Origin of the sequence: Pseudomonas sp. 57B-090624 (assembly GCF_003234055.1) — a bacterium.
GTDB lineage: Bacteria > Pseudomonadota > Gammaproteobacteria > Pseudomonadales > Pseudomonadaceae > Metapseudomonas > Metapseudomonas tohonis.
Genome location: NZ_QKRU01000032.1, coordinates 52,767 through 72,896, shown reverse-complemented (window position 1 = coordinate 72,896; position 20,130 = coordinate 52,767). Strand labels below are relative to the sequence as shown.

Annotated in this window: 21 protein-coding genes and 1 pseudogene; 11 read left to right on the top strand and 11 right to left on the bottom strand. The window is 67.6% G+C overall.

Annotated features, from left to right (window positions below; translation table 11 throughout):
* Window positions 1-286 precede the first annotated feature (286 nt).
* Together DMX10_RS16665 and DMX10_RS16660 are read left to right on the top strand one after the other, a co-directional pair.
* Window positions 287-796 carry a BRO family protein gene (locus tag DMX10_RS16665; RefSeq protein WP_111262106.1) on the top strand — a complete coding sequence of 170 codons (510 nt, stop codon included), beginning with the start codon at window positions 287-289 and terminating at the stop codon, window positions 794-796.
* A 218-nt stretch (window positions 797-1,014) separates the two neighbouring features.
* Complete coding sequence (locus DMX10_RS16660) at window positions 1,015-1,617, top strand: hypothetical protein (protein WP_111262105.1); 603 nt, start codon at window positions 1,015-1,017, stop codon at window positions 1,615-1,617.
* A gap of 80 nt (window positions 1,618-1,697) precedes the next feature.
* On the opposite strand, the gene DMX10_RS16655 is transcribed toward DMX10_RS16660, so the two are convergent.
* Complete coding sequence (locus DMX10_RS16655) at window positions 1,698-2,603, bottom strand: LysR substrate-binding domain-containing protein (protein WP_111262104.1); 906 nt, start codon at window positions 2,601-2,603, stop codon at window positions 1,698-1,700.
* Window positions 2,604-2,759: 156 nt separating this feature from the next.
* Here DMX10_RS16655 and ycaC point away from each other — a divergent pair, with 156 nt between their 5' ends.
* The 4 genes from ycaC (at window position 2,760) to DMX10_RS16635 (ending at window position 5,914) form a co-directional block, all read left to right on the top strand.
* Window positions 2,760-3,389 (top strand): isochorismate family cysteine hydrolase YcaC, encoded by a 630-nt coding sequence (ycaC, locus tag DMX10_RS16650; protein ID WP_111260197.1) that lies wholly within the window; start codon window positions 2,760-2,762, stop codon window positions 3,387-3,389.
* Window positions 3,390-3,565: 176 nt separating this feature from the next.
* Window positions 3,566-4,303: an ABC transporter substrate-binding protein gene (locus tag DMX10_RS16645; protein WP_111262103.1), complete on the top strand. Its 738-nt coding sequence runs from the start codon at window positions 3,566-3,568 to the stop codon at window positions 4,301-4,303.
* Window positions 4,304-4,367: 64 nt separating this feature from the next.
* The gene (locus DMX10_RS16640) at window positions 4,368-4,871 is read left to right on the top strand and encodes a GNAT family N-acetyltransferase (protein WP_111262102.1); all 504 of its coding nucleotides are present in this window, start codon (window positions 4,368-4,370) and stop codon (window positions 4,869-4,871) included.
* Window positions 4,872-5,245: 374 nt separating this feature from the next.
* Window positions 5,246-5,914, top strand: coding sequence for a TIGR04211 family SH3 domain-containing protein (locus DMX10_RS16635; protein WP_111262101.1), 669 nt, complete (start codon window positions 5,246-5,248; stop codon window positions 5,912-5,914).
* A gap of 228 nt (window positions 5,915-6,142) precedes the next feature.
* On the opposite strand, the gene DMX10_RS16630 is transcribed toward DMX10_RS16635, so the two are convergent.
* The 5 genes and pseudogenes from DMX10_RS16630 to DMX10_RS16610 all read right to left on the bottom strand — a co-directional run bounded on the left by DMX10_RS16630 (window position 6,143) and on the right by DMX10_RS16610 (window position 11,643).
* A complete protein-coding gene (locus DMX10_RS16630) occupies window positions 6,143-6,871 on the bottom strand; it encodes an alanyl-tRNA editing protein (RefSeq protein WP_111262100.1) in 729 nt (242 codons plus the stop codon).
* Between the two features lies 1 nt (window position 6,872).
* Window positions 6,873-7,859 (bottom strand): serine O-acetyltransferase, encoded by a 987-nt coding sequence (locus DMX10_RS16625; protein WP_111262099.1) that lies wholly within the window; start codon window positions 7,857-7,859, stop codon window positions 6,873-6,875.
* Between the two features lie 22 nt (window positions 7,860-7,881).
* The gene (locus DMX10_RS16620; RefSeq protein WP_111262098.1) at window positions 7,882-8,796 is read right to left on the bottom strand and encodes a PLP-dependent cysteine synthase family protein; all 915 of its coding nucleotides are present in this window, start codon (window positions 8,794-8,796) and stop codon (window positions 7,882-7,884) included.
* A gap of 11 nt (window positions 8,797-8,807) precedes the next feature.
* A pseudogene (gene moeB / locus DMX10_RS16615) lies at window positions 8,808-10,691 on the bottom strand (molybdopterin-synthase adenylyltransferase MoeB).
* A 13-nt stretch (window positions 10,692-10,704) separates the two neighbouring features.
* Complete coding sequence (locus DMX10_RS16610) at window positions 10,705-11,643, bottom strand: DMT family transporter (RefSeq protein ID WP_111262097.1); 939 nt, start codon at window positions 11,641-11,643, stop codon at window positions 10,705-10,707.
* Window positions 11,644-11,741: 98 nt separating this feature from the next.
* On the opposite strand from DMX10_RS16610, the gene DMX10_RS16605 reads away from it, so the two are divergent.
* Entirely contained in the window at window positions 11,742-13,166 is a 1,425-nt protein-coding gene (locus tag DMX10_RS16605; RefSeq protein ID WP_111262096.1) for a PLP-dependent aminotransferase family protein, read from the top strand.
* A 326-nt stretch (window positions 13,167-13,492) separates the two neighbouring features.
* Here the strand turns inward: DMX10_RS16605 and DMX10_RS16600 are convergent, their stop codons facing one another.
* The 4 genes from DMX10_RS16600 to DMX10_RS16585 are packed head-to-tail and all read right to left on the bottom strand — an operon-like array spanning window position 13,493 to window position 15,785.
* Entirely contained in the window at window positions 13,493-14,014 is a 522-nt protein-coding gene (locus DMX10_RS16600) for a DUF2937 family protein (RefSeq protein ID WP_111262095.1), read from the bottom strand.
* Window positions 14,015-14,033: 19 nt separating this feature from the next.
* Window positions 14,034-14,807 carry a class II glutamine amidotransferase gene (locus tag DMX10_RS16595; protein ID WP_111262094.1) on the bottom strand — a complete coding sequence of 258 codons (774 nt, stop codon included), beginning with the start codon at window positions 14,805-14,807 and terminating at the stop codon, window positions 14,034-14,036.
* A 3-nt stretch (window positions 14,808-14,810) separates the two neighbouring features.
* The gene (locus DMX10_RS16590; RefSeq protein ID WP_111262093.1) at window positions 14,811-15,257 is read right to left on the bottom strand and encodes an HIT family protein; all 447 of its coding nucleotides are present in this window, start codon (window positions 15,255-15,257) and stop codon (window positions 14,811-14,813) included.
* Between the two features lie 36 nt (window positions 15,258-15,293).
* Window positions 15,294-15,785 carry an MFS transporter gene (locus tag DMX10_RS16585; RefSeq protein WP_111262092.1) on the bottom strand — a complete coding sequence of 164 codons (492 nt, stop codon included), beginning with the start codon at window positions 15,783-15,785 and terminating at the stop codon, window positions 15,294-15,296.
* A gap of 107 nt (window positions 15,786-15,892) precedes the next feature.
* On the opposite strand from DMX10_RS16585, the gene DMX10_RS16580 reads away from it, so the two are divergent.
* On the top strand, window positions 15,893-17,926 hold the full coding sequence (locus DMX10_RS16580; protein WP_111262091.1) for a S9 family peptidase: 2,034 nt from the start codon (window positions 15,893-15,895) through the stop codon (window positions 17,924-17,926).
* Window positions 17,927-17,928: 2 nt separating this feature from the next.
* On the top strand, window positions 17,929-18,252 hold the full coding sequence (locus DMX10_RS16575; RefSeq protein ID WP_218281325.1) for a low molecular weight protein tyrosine phosphatase family protein: 324 nt from the start codon (window positions 17,929-17,931) through the stop codon (window positions 18,250-18,252).
* Here the strand turns inward: DMX10_RS16575 and DMX10_RS16570 are convergent.
* The gene (locus DMX10_RS16570) at window positions 18,249-18,569 is read right to left on the bottom strand and encodes a hypothetical protein (RefSeq protein ID WP_111262089.1); all 321 of its coding nucleotides are present in this window, start codon (window positions 18,567-18,569) and stop codon (window positions 18,249-18,251) included. The genes DMX10_RS16575 and DMX10_RS16570 overlap by 4 nt on opposite strands.
* A gap of 82 nt (window positions 18,570-18,651) precedes the next feature.
* Between DMX10_RS16570 and DMX10_RS16565 the strand changes: the two genes are divergently transcribed.
* Both DMX10_RS16565 and DMX10_RS16560 read left to right on the top strand, forming a co-directional pair.
* Window positions 18,652-19,122 carry a DUF1456 family protein gene (locus tag DMX10_RS16565; RefSeq protein WP_111262088.1) on the top strand — a complete coding sequence of 157 codons (471 nt, stop codon included), beginning with the start codon at window positions 18,652-18,654 and terminating at the stop codon, window positions 19,120-19,122.
* Window positions 19,123-19,220: 98 nt separating this feature from the next.
* On the top strand, window positions 19,221-19,901 hold the full coding sequence (locus DMX10_RS16560) for a type 1 glutamine amidotransferase domain-containing protein (protein ID WP_111262087.1): 681 nt from the start codon (window positions 19,221-19,223) through the stop codon (window positions 19,899-19,901).
* The last annotated feature ends 229 nt before the right edge of the window (window positions 19,902-20,130 follow it).

Here is a 20,130-nt window from a genome sequence, read left to right as displayed (position 1 = left end):
CTCCCCCACCTCCCTATCCTCCCCGCGTCGCGGTCAATCCCGTGGCCGGGTTTGGCGACCCGAGAGTTAGTAGGCGCGATGGCGCCGAGGTGCTTGCGAGAACGGCGAATGTTCTTGCAGGCCCCCGCACGCATGCAGTCATGCACTGCTCTGCGTTATGGCAGATCGCGCGGGGAGACCTCCGGGTCTGCCGGTGCCTACTAGCCGGTTCGCCAACCCCGCGTGGTCTGCCACCCTCGTTTGGCGACGTGGGGGGCAGCTCTTCCGACCTAGTAGGAGCTCCGCCATGCACGACGCATACACCCCCATCGTTTTCCAACGCCACAACCTTTTCCTGCGCACCGTGATGATCGACAACCAGCCCTGGCTGGTCGCGATCGATTTCGCTCGCCTCATCGGCGCGCTGCGCCCTAACCGGATGCCACGCCTGGTGGACCCGCACCAGCGCCGTGCCGTCGTGCTGCGGCATGCCAGCGGCGGCAGCGAAGAGGTGATTGCCATCAGCGAGGCCGGTGCGTACCGGCTGCTGTATCGCTTCGCCCATCCGGAACACCGCTGTATCAGTCGCTGGCTCAGCGAGGAAGTCGTACCAGCGCTGTACGACCGCCACCGCGACGCCGAGGCGACGCCCCGGAGGGCCCATATGAGCTGGGCCAATCAGCGGATCGGCATTCTGAAATGGCAGGGGGATATCTGGATCGCCCGGCAGGATCTGCCGGTCTTTCTCGCCAGCCGGGACGACCCGGCACTCAGCGATGAGCCGAGCTGGAGGCGGATGCCCTTCACCGATTGGTAATACCTGTAGGGTCGAATTCATTCGCCCAGGGAGCGCGGAGCGATCCCCCGTTGCAGCATGGGTTTCGCTTCGCTCTACCCATCCTACGAGCGGTGGGAGTGGATTGGCCCGACCACCGGCTCGCACAAACGCGCACTGGTTTCACAATGCCTTCGAGGCGTTCGGCTAAGGTGCCGCCATCCGCCCCACGGGGCTTAGCCAACAGATCGGACGACAGCATGGAAACCCTCCGCGACGGCATCGACGCCTATAACCAGACCTACCTCGAGATCAACGGGGAAGAGGACGAGCTCTACATCGAAGGCCCCGCGTCGGAGGAGGATATCGAGCAGCTGGCCGCCCTCACCGGCCCGCTGCCGGCAGAGCTGCAAGGCTTCTACCGCACCCTCGGCGCACTGAAGAACCAGACCGAATCCGAGTCCCACTGCTTCTGGATTCCCGCCCCCGCCGAGCTGGCGGACTGGCTGCAGGAGCAAGGCGGCTCGGCCGGGATCATCGACGTGATCCGCGCCCATTGGGGCGGGGACCGCCCGGAGTTCGACGCGGGCCGCCACTTCAGCGCGGAAGAGATCGCGGCGCTGAATGAGCGCTTCATCGGCTACGGCTGGTACAGGGTGGCGGACATCCTCGAAGGCGCCTATTTCCTGTTCTTCGACCGCGAGGGCCGCTTCGGCAGCCTCTACTACCACCAGGACGATTTCGCCGGCGCCAAGCAGGCGCTGAAGGAGATGCTGCGCGACGGCATCCCGGGCCAGCCGCTGGTGCAACTGCTGGGCGAGGCCCTGGAGGAAGTGCGCGCCAGCATGGAGGAGTTCGGCTGACGCCGACACCCCTCCCCGCTTCCGCCCCGTAGGGTGGGCCGGGCGGCGCTCCGCTTCAGCCAACCGCCCCCCTGCGCCACTCAGGCCATGTCGCTGCCGGCGAACTCTTCGCCGAGGAAGTCGATCAGCGAGCGCACCGAGGGCAACAGCCCGCGCCGCGACGGGAAGATGGCGTGGACGATGCCGCACTTGGGCGAGAAGCCCGGCAGCATTTCCACCAGCGTGCCGTTGGCAAGGTCCTCGCGTACCGCTACCCGAGGCAGGTGGGCGATGCCGACCCCGCCCAGCACGCCGTTACGCAGCGCCATCAGGTCGTCGGTGACCATGCGCGGGCGATGCGGGATGGTCAGCCGCGCCCCGTCCGGGCCGAACAGTTCCCATTGGTAGTCCCGCTGCGCGCCGCCCCAGTGCAGGCTCGGCAGGCGGCCCAGTTCCTCGGGCGCGAAGCCTGCCGGCAACCGGGTGAGGAAGTCCGGCCGGCCCACCAGGCACTGGGTGCTGTCGGCGAGCACCTTCATCACCATGTCGGTGTTTTCCAGCGGCGGGAAGCGCACCCGCAGGGCGATGTCGAAGCCCTCGTGGAGCAGGTCCACCCGGCGGTTGGTGCTCTCGATGAAGAGCTCAACCAGCGGGTACTTGAGCATGTAGCGGGTGAGCATCGGCCCGACCCAGGAGTTGAGCAACGTGGTCGGGCAGGCGATGCGCACCAGGCCGCGCGGCTCGCAGCGGTTGCGCTCGATCACCTCCGCCGCCCCTTCCGCCTCCACGCGCATGGCCACGCAGCGCTGGTAGTACTCCTGGCCGATTTCGGTGAGCGAGCAGTGCCGGCTGGTACGGTGGATGAGGCGCACGCCGAGGCGCTCCTCGAGCTGGGCGATGCGTCGGCTGAGCTTGGACTTGGGCATGTCCAGTGCGCGGCCGGCGGGGGCGAAGCCGCCGTGCTCCACCACCTGGGTGAAGTAGTAGAGGGTGTTCAGGTCTTCCACGCTCGTTCTCCATATAGAACGCTAGAGGCAATTTTCGCAGTCTAGCGGATCAAGGGTGCCAAATTTAATCTTTCCTCCATGCAGTCAGCCACTGCAGCGAAGCAGAGAACACCCGCGCCGAACCGGCACCCATTATCGAAAAGCGAGGAACGCACCATGACCCACTTCACCTACAACCGTCTCGATAAAGACAACGCCGTCGTCCTGCTGGTCGACCACCAGGCCGGCCTGCTGTCCCTGGTCCGCGACATCGAGCCGGACAAGTTCAAGAACAACGTCCTGGCCCTGGCCGACCTCGCCAAGTTCTTCAAGCTGCCGACCATCCTCACCACCAGCTTCGAAACCGGCCCCAACGGCCCGCTGGTGCCGGAACTGAAGGCGCTGTTCCCGGACGCGCCCTACATCGCCCGCCCCGGCCAGATCAACGCCTGGGACAACGAGGACTTCGTCAGGGCGATCAAGGCCACCGGCAAGAAGCAGCTGATCATCGCCGGCGTGGTGACCGAGGTCTGCGTGGCCTTCCCGGCCCTCTCCGCCCTGGAGGAAGGCTTCGAAGTGTTCGTGGTGACCGACGCCTCCGGCACCTTCAACGAAATCACCCGCGATGCGGCGTGGAACCGCATGAGCCAGGCCGGTGCGCAGCTGATGAACTGGTTCGGCGTGGCCTGCGAGCTGCACCGCGACTGGCGCAACGACGTGGAAGGCCTGGCTGCCCTGTGCTCCAACCACATCCCGGACTACCGCAACCTGATGACCAGCTATGCGGCGCTGACCGGCAACAAGTAACGAGTCGGACGCAAGCTGAAACGAAAACGGGAGCCTCGCCGGGGCTCCCGTTTTCGTGTGCGTCGCGGCCATTCGTGAAGCGCGTCATGCCCGCATTTCCGGCGAACGCTACGCTTTGCGCAAGGGTCATAGACATCAGGTAGGGCAACCGGCCAGCCTGGTCAGACGGGGGTCGCTTGAGGTCGATACTGTTCATCTTCTGGCTCTGCTGCTGCGCGACGCTGCAGGCCGAGCAGAGGGAAATCCTGCTCTACAGCTACCAGCAGAAACCGCCCTACGTGGTGGACGCCGGGCGCCGCCAGGGCCTGTATTTCGACCTGGCCGAACGCCTCGAAGCGCAGATGCCGGACTATCGTTTCACGGTGCAGGAAATCCCGCGTCGGCGGCTGGACCTGTTGCTGCAGCAGGGCCAGCTCGACGGGCTGGTGGTGGGCGTGAGCCCGGACTGGTTCGCCGACGCCTCCCGCTACCGCTGGAGCCATGCCTTCATCGACGACGGCAACCTGCTGGTGTCGCGCAGCGAGGGGGAGGTGAGCAGGCTGGGCATCGACGACCTCGAAGGCAGGCAACTGGGCCTGGTCGGTGGGCACGCCTACCCGGAGCTGCAGGCGCTGCTGAAGAGCGGCAAGGTCGCGCGGCAGAACGCCAACAGCGAGCTGGCCAACCTGGAGCGGCTGCTGCGTGGCTGGATCGACGCCACGGTGGTGGGCATGCGCACCCTGGACTACCAGGAGCGCCAGCAGCCCGGGCTGCGCGAACGAATCCATGTCGCCGAGCCGGTGCTGTACCACTACCAGCGCCAGCTGCTGGTACCGGCCCGGTACGAGAAGCTGCTGCCGGCGCTGGACAAGGCCATCGATGCCCTGCCCCGCGACCCTGTCTGGCAGGCGCGGCAGGCGCACTACTTTCCCTAGTCGAGCGCGCCAGCCGGCGCCTTGGGTACAATGCCGCGCCCTCCTCCATCACGAACCCATGACCATGAGCGATGCCCCCCTCGAACTGCTGCAGACCGGCCCCGAGCAGGCCGAGCTGATCCGCAACCTGTATCAGTTCTACGCCTACGAGTCCTCGGATTGGGAGGAGGAAGACGTGGAGGCGGACGGGCGTTTCTACATCCACGAGGAGCACCTGGCGCGTTACTGGCAGGAACCGCAATGGAGCGCCAACCTGATCCTGGTGGATGGCTTCATCGCCGGCTTCCTGCTGATCGAGCGCAGCGAGTTGCCGGGCATCGACGCCCTGGAGCTGGCGGACCTGTTCATCCTCAAGCGCTACCGCAGGCAGGGCATCGGCCGCCTGCTGGCGACCCAGGTGCTGATGGAGGGCGACCACAACTGGCTGGTGCGCTTCTACCGCGAGGACCAACCCGCCCAGGCCTTCTGGAGCACGGTGCTGGACGGCTTGCCGAAGCCGGTGCGCACCATCGACCCGGGTGATGACCCGCAGTTGCTGACCTACCTGGTGACCCGGGCGCTGCACTGAGGCCTGCTTTCCCGGGCTACGGGCATCGCTGACGGATGAAAAAAGCGGCATGCACCCTACGCCCGATAATCACCGTGCTGCGCAATGATGGGTAGAGCGGAGCGAAACCCATGCTGTGCAGCTGCACGAAGTGCCCGGCATGCCCCCTTTGCCGCTCGACCACCCGTCTCGCTTGCGGGGCCATGAGTGAACTAGGCGGGGTCGCGAACTGTCAGTTCGCTGTCGGCTTGAGCCGGGTGGATGGCGTGGCCATTCGCCACCCGGAAAGCGGAAGCAGCGCAGGCTTCACCCTCGATGATCGCGATGCTCGCCTGGCCGGCGCTTATCACGCCCGCACTTCGGGTTCCGTTCCATTGCCATGTGAAGATTGCCCCATGCCCCTGACCCGTCATCTGCTCGCCCGTGTTTCCTCGCTCTCCCCCCGCGCCCTCGGTGCCGGCCTGTTCAGTGGCCTGCTGTTGCTCGCCTCGCCCGCGCCGGCCGAGGAGAAGGCCGACAATGCGCGCTGGGTCAGCGACAGCCTGAGCACCTACGTGCGCAGCGGCCCGACCGACGGCTACCGCATCGTCGGCACCCTCGTCTCCGGGCAGAAAGTCGAGCTGCTCGGCACCCAGGGCGACTACAGCCAGGTGCGTGGCGAGAACGGCAGCGCGGTGTGGATTCCCACCCGCGACCTGCAACAGGTCCCTGGCCAGGCCGAGCGCCTACCGCAACTGGAACAGAAGGTGAGCGAGCTGAGCGCGGAGCTGGAGGGCATCGACCAGACCTGGAAGACCCGCGTGCAAGGCATGCAGGAGACCATGGACTCGCGCAAGGCGCTGATCGACGAAGCCCAGGCCGCCCGCGCGACACTGGACAGCGAACTGAACCAGGCCCGCTCCGAGCTGCGCGAAGTGCAGGCGCAATTGGGCGACGAGAACAAGCAGGTGCTGATGCGCTACATGGTCTATGGCGGCAGCATCGCCGGCGCCGGCCTGCTCCTGGGCCTGATCCTGCCGACCATGCTGCGGGTCAAGCGCAAGCGCAGCGACCAGTGGGTGTGATGGCCACCGCCGGCCTGCCCGCCCGCCCCCTGTTGCTAGTGGATCCCCGCGTTCGCGGGGATGACGGTGAGGGGATGGGAGTGTTGCGGTTCACGGGCCCCACGAGCGCAGGGCATTCGTAAAACGGGTGAAGCCCGCCCCGGTTCGCGATGCGCGTGACGATCATGCCCAGCACGCCCCACCGCTCACCTTCCCCGCGAACGCGGGGGCCCACCCAAAGAACGCCACCTAGGCGAAACGCAAGGTCACGCGGCGGTTGTGGCGGCTCTTCTTCTCGATCTTGTCGCACACCACCTGGCCGATCTCGCGGGTGTTGCGCACGTGGGTACCGCCACAGGGCTGGATGTCCACGCCGGGGATATCGACCACGCGCACCATGCCCTGCAGCACCGGCGGTGCCACGGCCTGGGTGCGGGTGATCTCCAGCACGGTGTTGTACTCGTTGGCCGGCAGCATGTGGGTGCGTACGTCGAGGGCGCCTTCGATCAGTTCGTTCAGCGCGTGGGTCAGGCGCTCCTTGTCCAGGGTCGACTCCGGCAGGTCGAAGTCCAGGCGGCCCTTGTCGGCGGCGATGCTGCAACCGGTGACCGGCGCATCGATGATCGAGCACAGGAGGTGCAGGCAGGTGTGCATCTTCATGTGCTGGTAGCGGCGCTCCCAGTCCAGGCAACCCTGCAGCTCGATACCGGCGGCGACCGGTACGGCGCCCTCCTCCAGCTGGTGCCAGATCATCGAGCGCAACAGGGGGTCGCGCTGGGTGCCGACCACCGCAACCACCGAGCCATCGGGCAGCAGGAAGTGGCCCTGGTCACCCGGCTGGCCGCCGCCAGTGGGGTAGAACAGCGTCTGGTCCAGCGCCACGCCCTGGTCACTCACCGCGAGAACGCGGGCGGTGAAGGTGCGTTGGTAGGGCGCCTCGTCGAACAGGGCGCGGGTGTGCATGGCGAATACGGACATTTCAGCCTCCGATGCTCAGGAAGTAGGGTTGCAGCTGGGAACGCACCAGGGCGCTGAGCCCGGGCGGGTCGAGAAGGGTGATGTCGTGGTCGGGGCCGATGATCCGCAGGTGCAGCGGGTAGCGCGGAGCCGGCAAGGCCAGGCCGATGCTGCGCAACCGGTACTGGCGGTGGTTGCGCTCCTGCACCGTGCACTCCAGGGCCATGCAGCCGAAGCGCCGGTGCTCGGCGTCCAGCACCAGCACCTCGCCACTCTCGGGCAGCTCACCCACCAGGTGTACGCGCTCGTTGAGGGCGAAGGCACCGAGATAGCCGCAGTTGGACGACATCGACGCGCGCTGCATCTGCAACTGGTTGACGATGCTCACCTTGGTGTTGGCCGGCACGTCGCGGGTGATCACGCACGCGGGGCTGATGAATACGTTGTCGCCGATGCTGATGGGCCCGAGCAGGCGCGCCCCGGCGCCCACCTCCACCTGGTTGCCCAGGCGGGGATGGCGTTTGCCACCCGGGTTGTCGGCGATGCCCGAGGCACCGAGGGTGACGCCGCTGAGCAGGTAGCAGTCGTCGCCGATCTCGCAGGTCTCGCCGATCACCGTGCCGAAGCCGTGGTCGAGCACGAAGCGCTTGCCGATGCGGGCAGCCGGGTGGATCTCGGCGCCGGAGAGCAGCTTGCCGGTGCTGGCCAGCTTGTGCGCCATGGCCTCGCGTCCTTCCACTGCGCCACGCATCCACACCTGGTGCGCCAGGCGATGGAACAGCACCGCCTTGAAGGAGGCGTAGGAGCCGAGCACGAGGTCGATGCGACCGGCCGTGGCGGGGTCGCGCCGGGCATAGGCCTGGAGGTCTTCGGCCACCTGCTGCACGGCCTCGTCCATGATGCCGTCCAGATGCGGCATGAGCAGGTCCAGGTCCGCCGGCTTGAGTGCATGCACCAACTGATCGAGCAGCTCGTCATAGAGCCGCAACCTGTCGAGATATCCCCACATCCTGTCGCCCTCCCCAGGCTCGTTATTCGAAATGCGGCAGGTAGCCGTCCACACCGTCGTAGATCAGGGTCAACACCCGGCTGCCGCGCGGCAGCTCGCCGGCCAGGCTGGCGATGGCCACCAGGTTGGCGGCCGAGGACAGCCCCAGGCTCACCGCGTCGCTGCGCATGGTGCGGCGCACACGCTCCAGGCAATCCGCCTTGGCCACCTTGAGCATGCCGTCGAGCACCCCGAGGTTGAGGATGCTCGGCACCAGGCCGATGGACAGGCCCTGGATCTCGTGCGGCGCATGGCGATCGGCGAGCAGGTCGCACTGCTCCGGCTCGACGCCGAACACCCGCAGCGAGGGCCAGCGGGCCTTGAGCATCTCGCCCAGGCCGGTGATGTGGCCGCCGGTGCCGATGCCCGCCACCAGGCAATCGAGGGGGCGATCGGCGAAGTCGCGGAGGATCTCCAGCGCGGTAGTGCGCCGGTGGGTCTCGGGGTTGGCCGCGTTGCGCTGCTGGTTGAGCATCACGTAGCCGGGGTTTTCCAGTTGCAGCTCCATGGCTTTCTCGCCATGGGAGTTGTTGCCGAGGCGGCTGTCGGAGAGCACCACTTCGGCGCCGTAGAGGCGCAGCACCTTCTGTTTCTCGGGGCTGTAGTTGTCGGGGATCACCAGGACCACGCGGTAGCCGAGGATGTTGCCGGCGATGGCCAGGCCGATGCCGGTGTTGCCACCGCTGGGCTCGATGATGGTCTGGCCGCTGCCGGGCACGAGGATGCCCCGGGCCTCGGCGTCGCGGACCATGCCCAGGGCGATGCGCGCCTTGTGGCTGCCGCCGGGGTTGAGCGACTCCAGCTTGGCGTACACCTCCAGCCCGGTCTCGGCACTGAAGGCGGCCAGCCGCACCACGGGGGTCTCGCCGATGGCCTGGAGCAGGGATTCGTGGATCATCGCGCGCCTCCTCAGTACAGCGGCATGTCGGTGTCGACATCCCGCGCCCAGGCCTTGATGCCGCCCTGCAGCACCTGGAGCTCGTTGAAGCCGGCGCCGAGCAGCAGCTGGGCCGCGCGCTCGGCGCGGGTGCCGCCGTAGCAGACGATGCACAGGGGGCGCTGGCGATCCAGCTCGTCGAGCCGGGCGTCCAGCTCGCCCAACGGCAGGTTCAGGCTGCCCGGCAGGCGGCACACTTCCAGCTCGTTGGCTTCACGCACGTCCAGCAGTTGCAGGTCGGCACCACGGGCGAGCAGTTGCTGCAGCTCCAGCGCGGTGATGCGGAAATCGGCCGGCAGCGAACTGGATGCGGGGATGCTGGATGTGCATGCCGAAACCTCCTCCTGCAGCGGCTGCATGCAGGTGCGGCCGGGCGAGCAGGAGGGGCAGTCGGCACGGCGCTTGAAGCGCACCTCGTTGAACTTCATCGCCAGGGCGTCGAAACGCATCAGCCGGCCCACCAGGGGCTCGCCGATGCCGAGGATCAGCTTCACCGCCTCGGTGGCCTGGAGCAGCCCGACCACACCGGGCAGCACGCCGATCACGCCGCCCGCGCTGCAGTTGGGCGCGAGTTCGGCCGGCGGGCTCTTGGGAAACAGGCAGCGGTAGCACGGGCCTTCCTTGTGGTTGAACACGCTGATCTGCCCGTCGAAGCGGTGCAGCGCGCCGTACACCAGCGGCCGGCCCAGCAGCACGCAGGCATCGTTGACCAGGTAGCGGGTGGCGAAGTTGTCGGTGCCGTCCACCACCAGGTCGTAGTCGCCCACCAGCTTGAGGGCGTTGTCGGGGGTCAGGGCGCAGTCATGGGCGTCGATGCGGATGTCGGGGTTGAGGTCCAGCAGGCGGCGGCGCGCCGACTCGACCTTGGGCAGGCCCAGGGTGCTGGTGCCGTGCACCACCTGGCGCTGCAGGTTGCTGGCCTCGACACGGTCGAAGTCCACCAGCCCGAGGGTGCCGATACCGGCAGCGGCGAGGTACAGGCTCACCGGGGAGCCCAGGCCGCCGGTGCCGATGATCAGCACCCGTGATTTCTTCAGGCGCAACTGCCCCTGTCGACCGACGTCGGGCAGGGTGATGTGGCGCACGTAGCGACGCACCTCGTCGTTGCTCAGCTCATCGCTGTCCAGGCCGCCGGATGTGGCCAGCATGATGTCCAGCTCGACGCCCGCCTCCAGCGGGCTGTCGCCATCCACCAGCTCGCCGTTGGCGCTGAGCAGGAAGTGCTCCTTGAACTGGTCGTTTCCATAGAACAGGTGGTCACGCAGGCCCGCATGGCGGCTGCATATATCCTCGACCAGCTCGCGTACCGTGGTGCCCTGCCCTTGCAGGCGGGCATCCGGCAATTTGGCGACGCGTGCCAGTACATCCGGGAAGATCACCGTATTCATAGCCAACTCCTTTTATGCAGGTCGTTATGGGGTGCCGGGGTATTCCCGGCTGCAGACGAAGGATTCCCCGCTCCATTCGAACAACTTGGCGCCATGGGCCTGGCCGGCACGCACATCCACCACCAGGTGGGCGACGGGATGGATGGGCTGGCCCATGAACAGCGCCTTGTCCTCGTCCTCGCGGCTGAAGTAGGCGCCTACGTCGGGGTGCGAGTGGTAGATCACCCGCACCGGGTTGTCGCTGCGCAGGCTGCGGTTGAGCAGCAGGGTGTCGGCCACCGCGAAGGTGAAGCCGGTGCTGGCATCACGCCGGAACACCTCGGGACTGCGCTGGTTGAGCAGGTTCTGGATGTTGCTGCCCAGGTGTACCCGGCCATCGGCGAAGACGAAGCCACAGCACTCCTCGGGGTAGGTCTCGCAGGCGTGCCGGTAGATGGGCTGCAGGGTGTCGCGATCGATCACGTCCATGTGGTCCTCGTTGTCAGGGCTTGCGCGTGAGGAATTTTTCAACGGGCAGCTTGGTGATGGCGAAGCCGGCGAGCAGGATCGCCGAGTACAACGCCAGGTCGCGGGAGATGGCCTGCCCCTCGTACCAGGAGCCGATGACCACGGCGAACACCGGGAAGATGATGAAGACGAAGGAGAGGATCACCGGGCTCAGGCGCTTGAGCAGGAAGAAATAGACGATGAAGCCGCCGACCGATGCGCACAGGCCGAGGTAGGTCAGCGCCAGCCAGGAGCGGGTGGTGACCTGGGCGAAGTCCGGCTGCTCCACCACCAGCCCGGCGAGGAACAGCATCGCCCCGGCGATCCCGATGGGCAGCGTGTTGTAGGTGATGACGCTGATGCCCTCACCCTTCTGCTTGGTGATCACGTAGCACAGTGCGTGCATCACCGCGGCGGCGAGGATCGCCAGCACGCCGAGGAACTCCGCGTGGTCCAGGCGCAGGCCCTGGCTGCGCAGGATCATGAACAGGCTGCCGAAGCCGATGGCGATGCCCACCACCTGGGACAGGTAGATGCGCTCACGCAGGAACAGCGACGAGAAGATCAGGATGAACACCGGCATGCAGCTGAACAGCAGCGCGGTCAGCCCCGAGGAGACGTGCATCTCGCCGTAGTTGAGCAGGTAGTACGGAATGCCGAAGTAGCTCAGGGTGACGAAGGCGAAGAAGCCCAGCCGCTCGCGGGGGAAGAGGATCGAGTCGCCCCGGACCAGGGCGAAGCAGATGAACAGCGGGAAGGCGATGAGGAAGCGCAGGCCGGAGGAGGTCAGGGGCGGCACGCTCTCCACGGCGATCTTGATGCCCAGCCAGGTGGTCCCCCAGCTCAGGCAGACCACGAGGAACAGCAGGCTGGTGATGAATCCGGCCAACCAGTGCTTTTGCGATTTTCCGGTGTTTTCAATTACGGCGGACATTGGCATGATGGCAATTCATCCTTGCTGCTAAATTGACCTCTAAAACCTGGGTATCAATCACTGATTGACACAGCTCAATCAGGCTATTAGGACGAAAAATGGCTGTCAAACCAATTATTGACACGGTGTCAATTCTGAAATCAGCACTGGATTCCGGCCAGGGCGCGAAATACAAGCGCCTCGCCGGAGCCATGGAAATCAGGATTCTCGAGGGCACCCTGGAAGGCGGCGCCAAGCTGCCGCCGCATCGCAACCTGGCCGACCGCCTGGGGGTGACCATCGGCACCGTCAGCCGCGCCTACGCCGAACTGGAACGCATGGGCCTGGTGATAGCCCGCGTCGGCGACGGCACCTTCGTCCGCCGGCGGGGGCTGGAGCGCAAGCGCGACGAGGGCTTCCGCAACTTCATCGAAGAGGCGCCGGAGCTCTACGACATGAGCCGCAACATGCATATCCCGGGGCATGAGACGGCCTTCCTGGCGCAGAGCCTGCTGGACCTGGCCAACGACCCGCAGACCCTGCAGGACCTGACCCGCTATACGCCGGACACCGGCCTGCCCCGCTACCGCCAGGTGGGCGCGAACTGGCTGGCCCACGGCGACTTCCTGCCCCAGGCCGACCAGGTGCTGTGCGTCAACGGCGGCCAGCACGGGCTGCTCTGCACCCTGATGGGCCTGCTGCGCGCGGGGGACATCCTGGTCACCGAGCAGCTTACCTACCCGGGGCTGATCACCCTCGCGCGGATGCTCGGCATCAAGCTGCTCGGCGCGGACATGGACGAGGAAGGCCTGGTCCCCAGCTCCCTCGACGAGATCTGCCGCAACAACCGGGTGACCGCGCTCTACTGCACCCCGACCATCCAGAACCCGACCACCGGCGTGCTCTCGCACCAGCGCCGCGACGCCATCGCGCGCCTGTGCCGCGAGCACAACCTGCTGATCATCGAGGACGAGGCCCATGCGGTGCTGGTGGAGGATCGCCCGCCACCCCTGAGCCACTACGCGCCGGAGCGCACCATCCTCATCAGCAGCCTGAGCAAGGCGGTGGCCGCCGGCCTGCGGGTGGGCTACCTGCACGCGCCGACTGCGCTGGTCAGCCGCATCGCCGCCGCCCTGCGCGCCACCTGCTGGATGGCCACGCCGCTGGCGCTGGAGCTGTCGACGCTATGGATCGAGAACGGCACGGCACAGAAGCTGCTGAGCCAGCAGATCAACGAGATCGGCCGACGCAAGGCACTGGTGGAACGGCTGCTGGACGGGCTGAACTACCGCACCCATCCACAGAGCCCGCACTTCTGGATCGAAGTGCCGGAAGCCTGGCGCGCCGCCGATATCGAAGCCGACCTGAAGCTGAAGAACTACCTGATCACCGCCGCCGAGGCCTTCGCCGTGGGCCGCGCCACGGTGCCGCAGTTCGTCCGCGCCAGCGTCAGCAACGCCTCCAGCAACGACCAGCTCCTCTACGACGGCTTCCTCACCCTGGCCAGCACCTTGCGCGAGGAGGCCAATCGCTTCGGGCTGTGAGCCGTTGCCTGAGGGGGCCCGACCTACGCGCTGTATCTGGGCTTTCAAGTGGATCCCCGCGTTCGCGGGGATGACGGTGCGTGCTGAAAGCGCCCCGCCCCCCCGTCACCCTGGCGAATGCGGGGCTCCTGGCCAGCAGGGTGGGCGGGATGCGACCGGAGCAGTCGAGTTGCACCCGACCTGCGCCAATGCGCAGCGCCGCCAGCGTTCAGTGAAACCTGCGTTCGCAGGATGACGGTGCGTGCTGAAAGCTCCCCGCCACCTCGTCACCCCCGCGAACGCGGGGGCCCACTGGCCAGCGGGTGGGCTTCAGCCCACCCGCGGGTTCAGCGCCAGTGCCGCTGCTGCACGCGCTTGCCGCTGCCGCCCACCAGCAGGGCGAAGCCGAGGAACAGGCTCTCCACCACCCAGGCCAGCAGCAGCGCGCAGACGATGCCCCAGGCCATCGCCTCGGGCACCAGCAGCACCTGGTAGCTGTAGGCGTTGGCGGTTTCCAGCAGCAGGTCGTGATCGGCCCCCGTCGCCACGTGCCAGGTGCGCGCGTACCAGGGGCCCTGCATGGCTTGCCACTCGCGCTGCAGCAAGGCATCGCGGTTGACCAGGGTGGCCACGCTGTCGGCGTCGCTGCGCATCACCGGGTCGTTGCTCGCGCGGTAGTGCGCCACCAGTGCCGCGAGGTCGCCGTCGAAGAATTTCTGGGCGGTCTCGCGGAAGCCCTTGAGCCCGGTCTCCGCCTCCAGGCGATGGGCTTCGACGCGCTTGGCATAGTCGTCGACGAACCCGGGCACCTGCACGCCGATCAGCAGGCCCAGGGCGAACAGCGCCAGTCGCAGGTAGCTTCGCAGCATCGATATTCCCTCTCGTTGGTCAGGTCTGCCCGGACGCCAGGCACTCGCCCCGTCGCCACAGGCCCCAGGCGCCGGGCTGGTAGAGCGTCCAGGTCTCGTTGTCGGTCAACGGCTCGGTGGCGATCACCGTGACCACGTCGTCGGGCGTGGTTTCGGACTGGAAGTCCACGGTCAGGTCCGCATCCTTCAAACGCGCCGGGCCGAAGGGTGCGCGCCGGGTGATCTGCGCCAGTTTGGTGGTGCAGAAGCAGAACAGCCAGTCACCGTCGCTGAGCAGGCAGTTGAACACGCCCCGGCTGCGGTATTCGGAGCAGGCCTGCACCAGCACCGGCAGCAGCACTTCGACCGGCACCGGCTCGGGGAAGCCCTGGCGCACCCGGTTGAGCAGGTCGCAGAAAGCCGCCTCGCTGTCGGTATCGCCCACCGGCCGATAGAAGCTGGCGGCCGGATGGAAGTCGGCGAGCTGGCCGTTGTGGGCGAAGCACCAGTTGCGGCCCCACAGCTCACGGACGAAGGGATGGGTGTTGGCCAGGCTGACCTTGCCGACGTTGGCCTGGCGGATATGACCGATGACCGTCTCGCTCTTGATCGGGTAGCGCTGCACCAGGCGCGCCACCTCGGAGTCGACGCTGGCGGACGGGTCCTGGAACAGGCGCAGGCCACGGCCCTCGTAGAAGCCGATGCCCCAGCCGTCACGGTGCGGGCCGGTGCCACCGCCGCGCTGCATCAGGCCGGTGAAGCTGAAGACGATATCGGTGGGCACGTTGGCGCTCATGCCGAGCAATTCGCACATGGTTCAGGGCTCTCGTTTCAATGCCTGTCGCAGTTGTTCGGCCTCCCGCGCCAGCCGGGCCTGGATGCGGGCGCGGCCGAAGGGCAGGAAGCGGGTGAGGATACGCCAGAGCAGCGCCGCCAGGTCGCCCCGTTGCCGGGGAATCAGGTGCAGGTGCAGATGGGGCACGTGCTGGTTGGAATCAGGGCCGTCGTTGATCAGCAGGTTGATGCCCTGGCGACCATAGCCCGCCCTGCGCAATGCCTCGCCCATGCGCAGGGCCTGCTCCACCAGGCGCTGGCGCGCCGGGGTGCCGAGGTCGGCGAGGAACGGCGCGTGCTCGCGGGCCACCACCAGTAGGTGGGCGGGCCGCAGGGGGAAGATGTCCAGCAGCACCAGGAAGTGCTCGTCCTCGTGCAACAGGTGGGCCGGCAGCTTGCCGGCGGCGATGGCGCAGAACACACAATCCATGGGCATTCCTCGTGAGCGCTCGGCGCGCCGCCGGTATCAGAGACGCGGTTCGATGCGCAGGCGACGGTCGCCCCGGTCGTCTAGGCGGGTATCCACGCGCTCGCTCGAATCACGCTCCATCAACTGGCGCAGGGTCGGCTCGTCTTCTTCCTCGTCCACCGCTGCCGGCTTCTCGCGCTCGGCACGGCGGGCACGGATGGCGCGCTCGATAGGCCAGCGGATGGCGACGAAGATGAGGTAGAGCACCAGGCCGATCATGCCGTACATGGCCAGGTCGGAAACGGCCTTCCAGGCGTTGTTGCCCACCTTGAACACGATATCCAGCGCGGTGACCGCCACCGCCGGCGCGTAGAGGTCGCGACCGGGGTCGACGGGAGTCGGGGTCAGCAGCAGCACGGCGACTATCAGGCGCAGGGGCTCGCGCAGCCAGCGCCACATCCAGCCGGTGGCGCGGAAGCTCACCAGCAGGCAGCCCAGGGCCGCGACGCCATAGGCGCCCCAGGCGAGGAGATAGTCGTGTTCGTTCATGGGCTTCCATGGCAAGGCGGGCAAAGGGGCGCTTATGATAGCGACTTTTCCGAAGCCCGGCGTCCCCGCCGTCGCCCGGCCCGCAACGCCTAGCCGTGAGAACCGCCATGTCCGAAGCACCCATCGCCCGCATCCAGGCCGGAGCCGATCCCTACCGCTGGCTGGAGGAACGCGACGCACCCGAGGTGCTCGACTACCTCAAGGCGGAGAACGCCTGGCTCGACGAGCGCCTGGCCGCCGAAGCGCCGCTGCGCGAGGCACTGTTCGAGGAAATCCGTGGGCGCATCCGCGAGACCGACCTGTCCCTCGCCACGCCCTGGGGCCCCTACCTCTATTACCAGCGCACCACCGCCGGCGACGAATACCCGCGCCACTACCGCTGCGCGCGCCCGGCCGAAGGCTTCGAGGTGGACGAGGCCAGCGAACAGCTGCTGCTCGACCCCAACGCCCTGGCAGGGGGCGGCTTCCTCTCCCTCGGTGCCTTCAGCGTCAGCCCCGACCACCGCCTGCTGGCCTACAGCCTGGACACCAGCGGCGACGAGATCTACCGCCTCTACGTCAAGGACCTGGTCGAGGGCACCATCACCGCCCTGCCCTTCGACGACTGCGACGGCAGCATGGTCTGGGCCAACGACAGCCGCACCCTGTTCTTCGGCGAGCTGGACGACACCCACCGCCCGCACCGGCTCTACCGCCATCGCCTGGGTGAGGCCGACGCCGAACTGGTGTTCGAGGAGGCCGACGGCCGCTTCTTCCTCGGCTGCCACCGCGCCAGCTCCGAGCGCCAGCTGGTGCTGATGCTGGGCAGCAAGACCACCAGCGAGAGCTGGGTGCTGGACGCCGACACCCCCGACGGCGACTTCCGCTGCCTGGCCCCGCGCGAGGAAGGCCACGAGTACTACGCCGACCACGGCCAGGTGGACGGCCAGTGGTGCTGGCTGATCCGCAGCAACCAGACCGGCATCAACTTCGCCCTCTACCAGGCGCCCGAAGCGACGCCCGAGCGCGCCCATTGGCGCGAGCTGATCGCCCACGACCCCGACTGCATGCTCGAAGGCGTGGGCATGAACGCCGGCGCCTTCACCCTCAGCCTGCGCGAGGGTGGCCTGCCGATCATCCAAGTGCACCCACGCGGCGCCGCGCCCTACCGCGTGCAATTGCCGGACGCCGCCTACAGCCTCTATGTGCAGGACAGCATGGAGTTCGACAGCCCGGTGATCCGCCTGCGCTACGAGGCGCTCAACCGCCCGGCCCAGGTCCGCGAGCTGCGCCTGGCCGACGGCGAGCAACGGGTGCTCAAGCAGACCCCGGTGGAAGGCCCCTTCGACGCCGACGCCTACGTCAGCCAGCGCCTCTGGGCCACCGCCGCCGACGGCACCCGCGTGCCCATCAGCCTGGTCGCCCGCCGCGACGTGCTGGGCCAGCCGGCGCCGCTCTACCTCTACGGCTACGGCGCCTATGGCGAGAGCCTCGACCCCTGGTTCTCCCACGCCCGCCTGAGCCTGCTGGAGCGCGGCTTCGTCTTCGCCATCGCCCACGTGCGCGGCGGCGGCGAACTGGGCGAGGCCTGGTACCGCGCCGGCAAGCTGGAGCACAAGACCAACAGCTTCGATGACTTCATCGCCTGCGCCGAACACCTGATCGGCGAAGGCCTGACGACTCGCGAACAACTGGTGATCAGCGGCGGCAGCGCCGGCGGCCTGCTGATGGGCGCCGTGCTCAACCAGCGCCCGGACCTGTTCGCCGCCGCCATCGCCGAAGTGCCCTTCGTCGACGTGCTCAACACCATGCAGAACCCCGACCTGCCGCTGACCGTGACCGAATACGACGAGTGGGGCGACCCGAACGAGCCCGAGGTGTTCGAGCGCATCCGCGGCTACGCGCCCTACGAGAACGTGCGCGCCCAGGCCTACCCGGCGCTGCTGGTGGTGGCCGGCTACAACGACTCCCGCGTGCAGTACTGGGAGGCCGCCAAATGGGTGGCCCGGCTGCGTGCCACCCGCACCGACGACAACCTGCTGCTGCTCAAGACCGACCTCGGTGCCGGCCACGGCGGCATGAGCGGGCGCTACCAGGCGCTGCGCGACGTCGCCCTGGAATACGCCTTCCTGCTCAAGGTGCTGGGGCTGACCGGCCAATGAAGGTGCAGCGCCTGCTGTTCATCTGCGGGCAGAACCGCCTGCGCAGCCCCACCGCGGAGCAGGTGTTCGCCGGTTGGCCGGGGATCGAGACCGACTCCGCCGGCCTCAAGGCCGAGGCCGAAACCCCGGTGACGCCCGAGGCCCTGGCCTGGGCCGACCTGATCCTGGTGATGGAAGGCAGCCACCGGCGCAAGCTCGCCGCGCGCTTCCCCGCCGCCCTCAAGGGCAAGCGCGTGGTCAGCCTGGATATCCCCGACGACTACGCCTACATGGAACCGGCCCTGGTGGAACTGCTCCAGGCCCGGGTGGCGCCGCTGCTGCGCTAGGGCGCAGGCTTCTTCTCACGGCCTCCCAGCCCCTTGCTGTTGCGATCCAGTTGCTCCTGCAGCACGGGAATACGCTCGTCGCGCGGGTCCGCCTGGCGCGTGGTCGGCGGGTTGACCAGGAGCGGCGGGCTGCCCGAACGCGGCGCGGCGGCCGGCAGGCTCGGTGGGCTGGCCTGGGGATAGGGTTGTGGCGTGGCCGTACCGGGCGAACCCGGTGCCGGCGTGCCGGGGGAACGCAGCAACGGCGGCTGTTGCGCCTGGATGCCACAACTGACCGCGACCAGCGCCGCGAATGCGAGCACAATGGCGCCCTTCATATGGACCTCCCGCCTTTCGGCGTCGACGTCCTCAGTCTAGTTGCCGGCCCCCTGCCGGCCGCCCATCCCGACGGAACACCCCATGACCAACAACGATGTACTGCGCAGCCTGCGCTACCTGCTGGATATCAGCGACGCCCGGGTGGTGGAGATCATCGGCCTGGCCGACCAGGAAGTGAGCCGCCAGGAGGTTGCCTCCTGGCTGGTCCGTGACGACGAAGAGGGCTACCACTCCTGCAGCGACAAGCGCCTGGCCGGCTTCCTCGACGGCCTGGTGTACGCCATGCGCGGCAAGGACGAAAGCCGCCCGCCCCTGCCCCTGGAACTGCCGATGAGCAACAACCAGGTGCTGAAGAAGCTGCGGGTGGCCTTCGAGCTGCGCGAGGACGACATCCTCGACATCCTCCACGAGGCCGACCTGCCCATGACCCGGTCCGAGATCGGCGCCCTGTTCCGCAAGAAGGACCACAAGAACTACCGCCCCTGTGGCGACCAGATCCTGCGCAACTTCCTTCGCGGCCTCACTGCGCGCAGGCGCCCGCAGCAGGACTGAGAACAGGTTCCCAGGCGCGTCTAGAATTCATCGGCCAGCCCCCGGAACCTTGCCGGAGGAGCGCCAGTCACACCCTCGATAATCTCAAGGAGTTGCCGATGAAAATCCTCATGGTGCTGACCTCGCACGACCGTCTGGGCGATACCGGCAAGCCGACCGGCTTCTGGCTCGAAGAATTCGCCGCCCCCTACTTCGCCTTCCGCGACGCCGGAGCCGAAGTGGTCCTCGCCTCGCCCCGGGGCGGCCAGCCGCCGCTGGACCCGAAGAGCGACGAGCCCGACGCGCAGACCGAAGCCACCCACCGCTTCCGTGCCGACGAACAGGCCCGCCAGGCCCTGGCCAACACCCTGCCGCTGTCCGGCCTGGTCTCGGCCGACTACGACGCGCTGTTCTACCCCGGCGGCCACGGCCCGCTCTGGGACCTGGTGGACGATCCCTTCTCCATCCGCCTGATCGAGGACCTGCACAACGCCGGCAAACCGGTGGCCGCCGTCTGTCACGCCCCCGGCGTGCTGCGCAACGCCCGCACCGCCGACGGCAGCCCGCTGGTGCAAGGCTGCGCGGTGACCGGCTTCTCCAACAGCGAGGAAGAGGCCGTGGGCCTCACCCATGTGGTGCCCTTCCTGGTGGAGGACGTGCTGCGCGAGCAGGGCGGCCAGTATTCCAAGGTCGCCGACTGGCAGCCCCACGTGGTCACCGACGGCAAGCTGATCACCGGCCAGAACCCCGCCTCCTCCGAACCCACCGCCGCCGCGCTGCTGCAAATGCTGGGCGGCTGAGCCGAAGCGTGCATTCGCGGGTTCACCCGCCCTATGGTGCCAATGCGGCTGTAGGTTGGGTGCAACCCGGCATTGCGCCTCAGCTCACAGCTCCTGTGCGAGGACCCGAGCTTCGCGAGCAGAGCTCGCTCCTACGGGGCGTGCTGTGCAGTGATGGTGGGCGCGCAGATCGGGTGCAACCCGAAGCGCCGAAGGGAGCGGGCATCCCCACGAACATGGGGATGCCCTG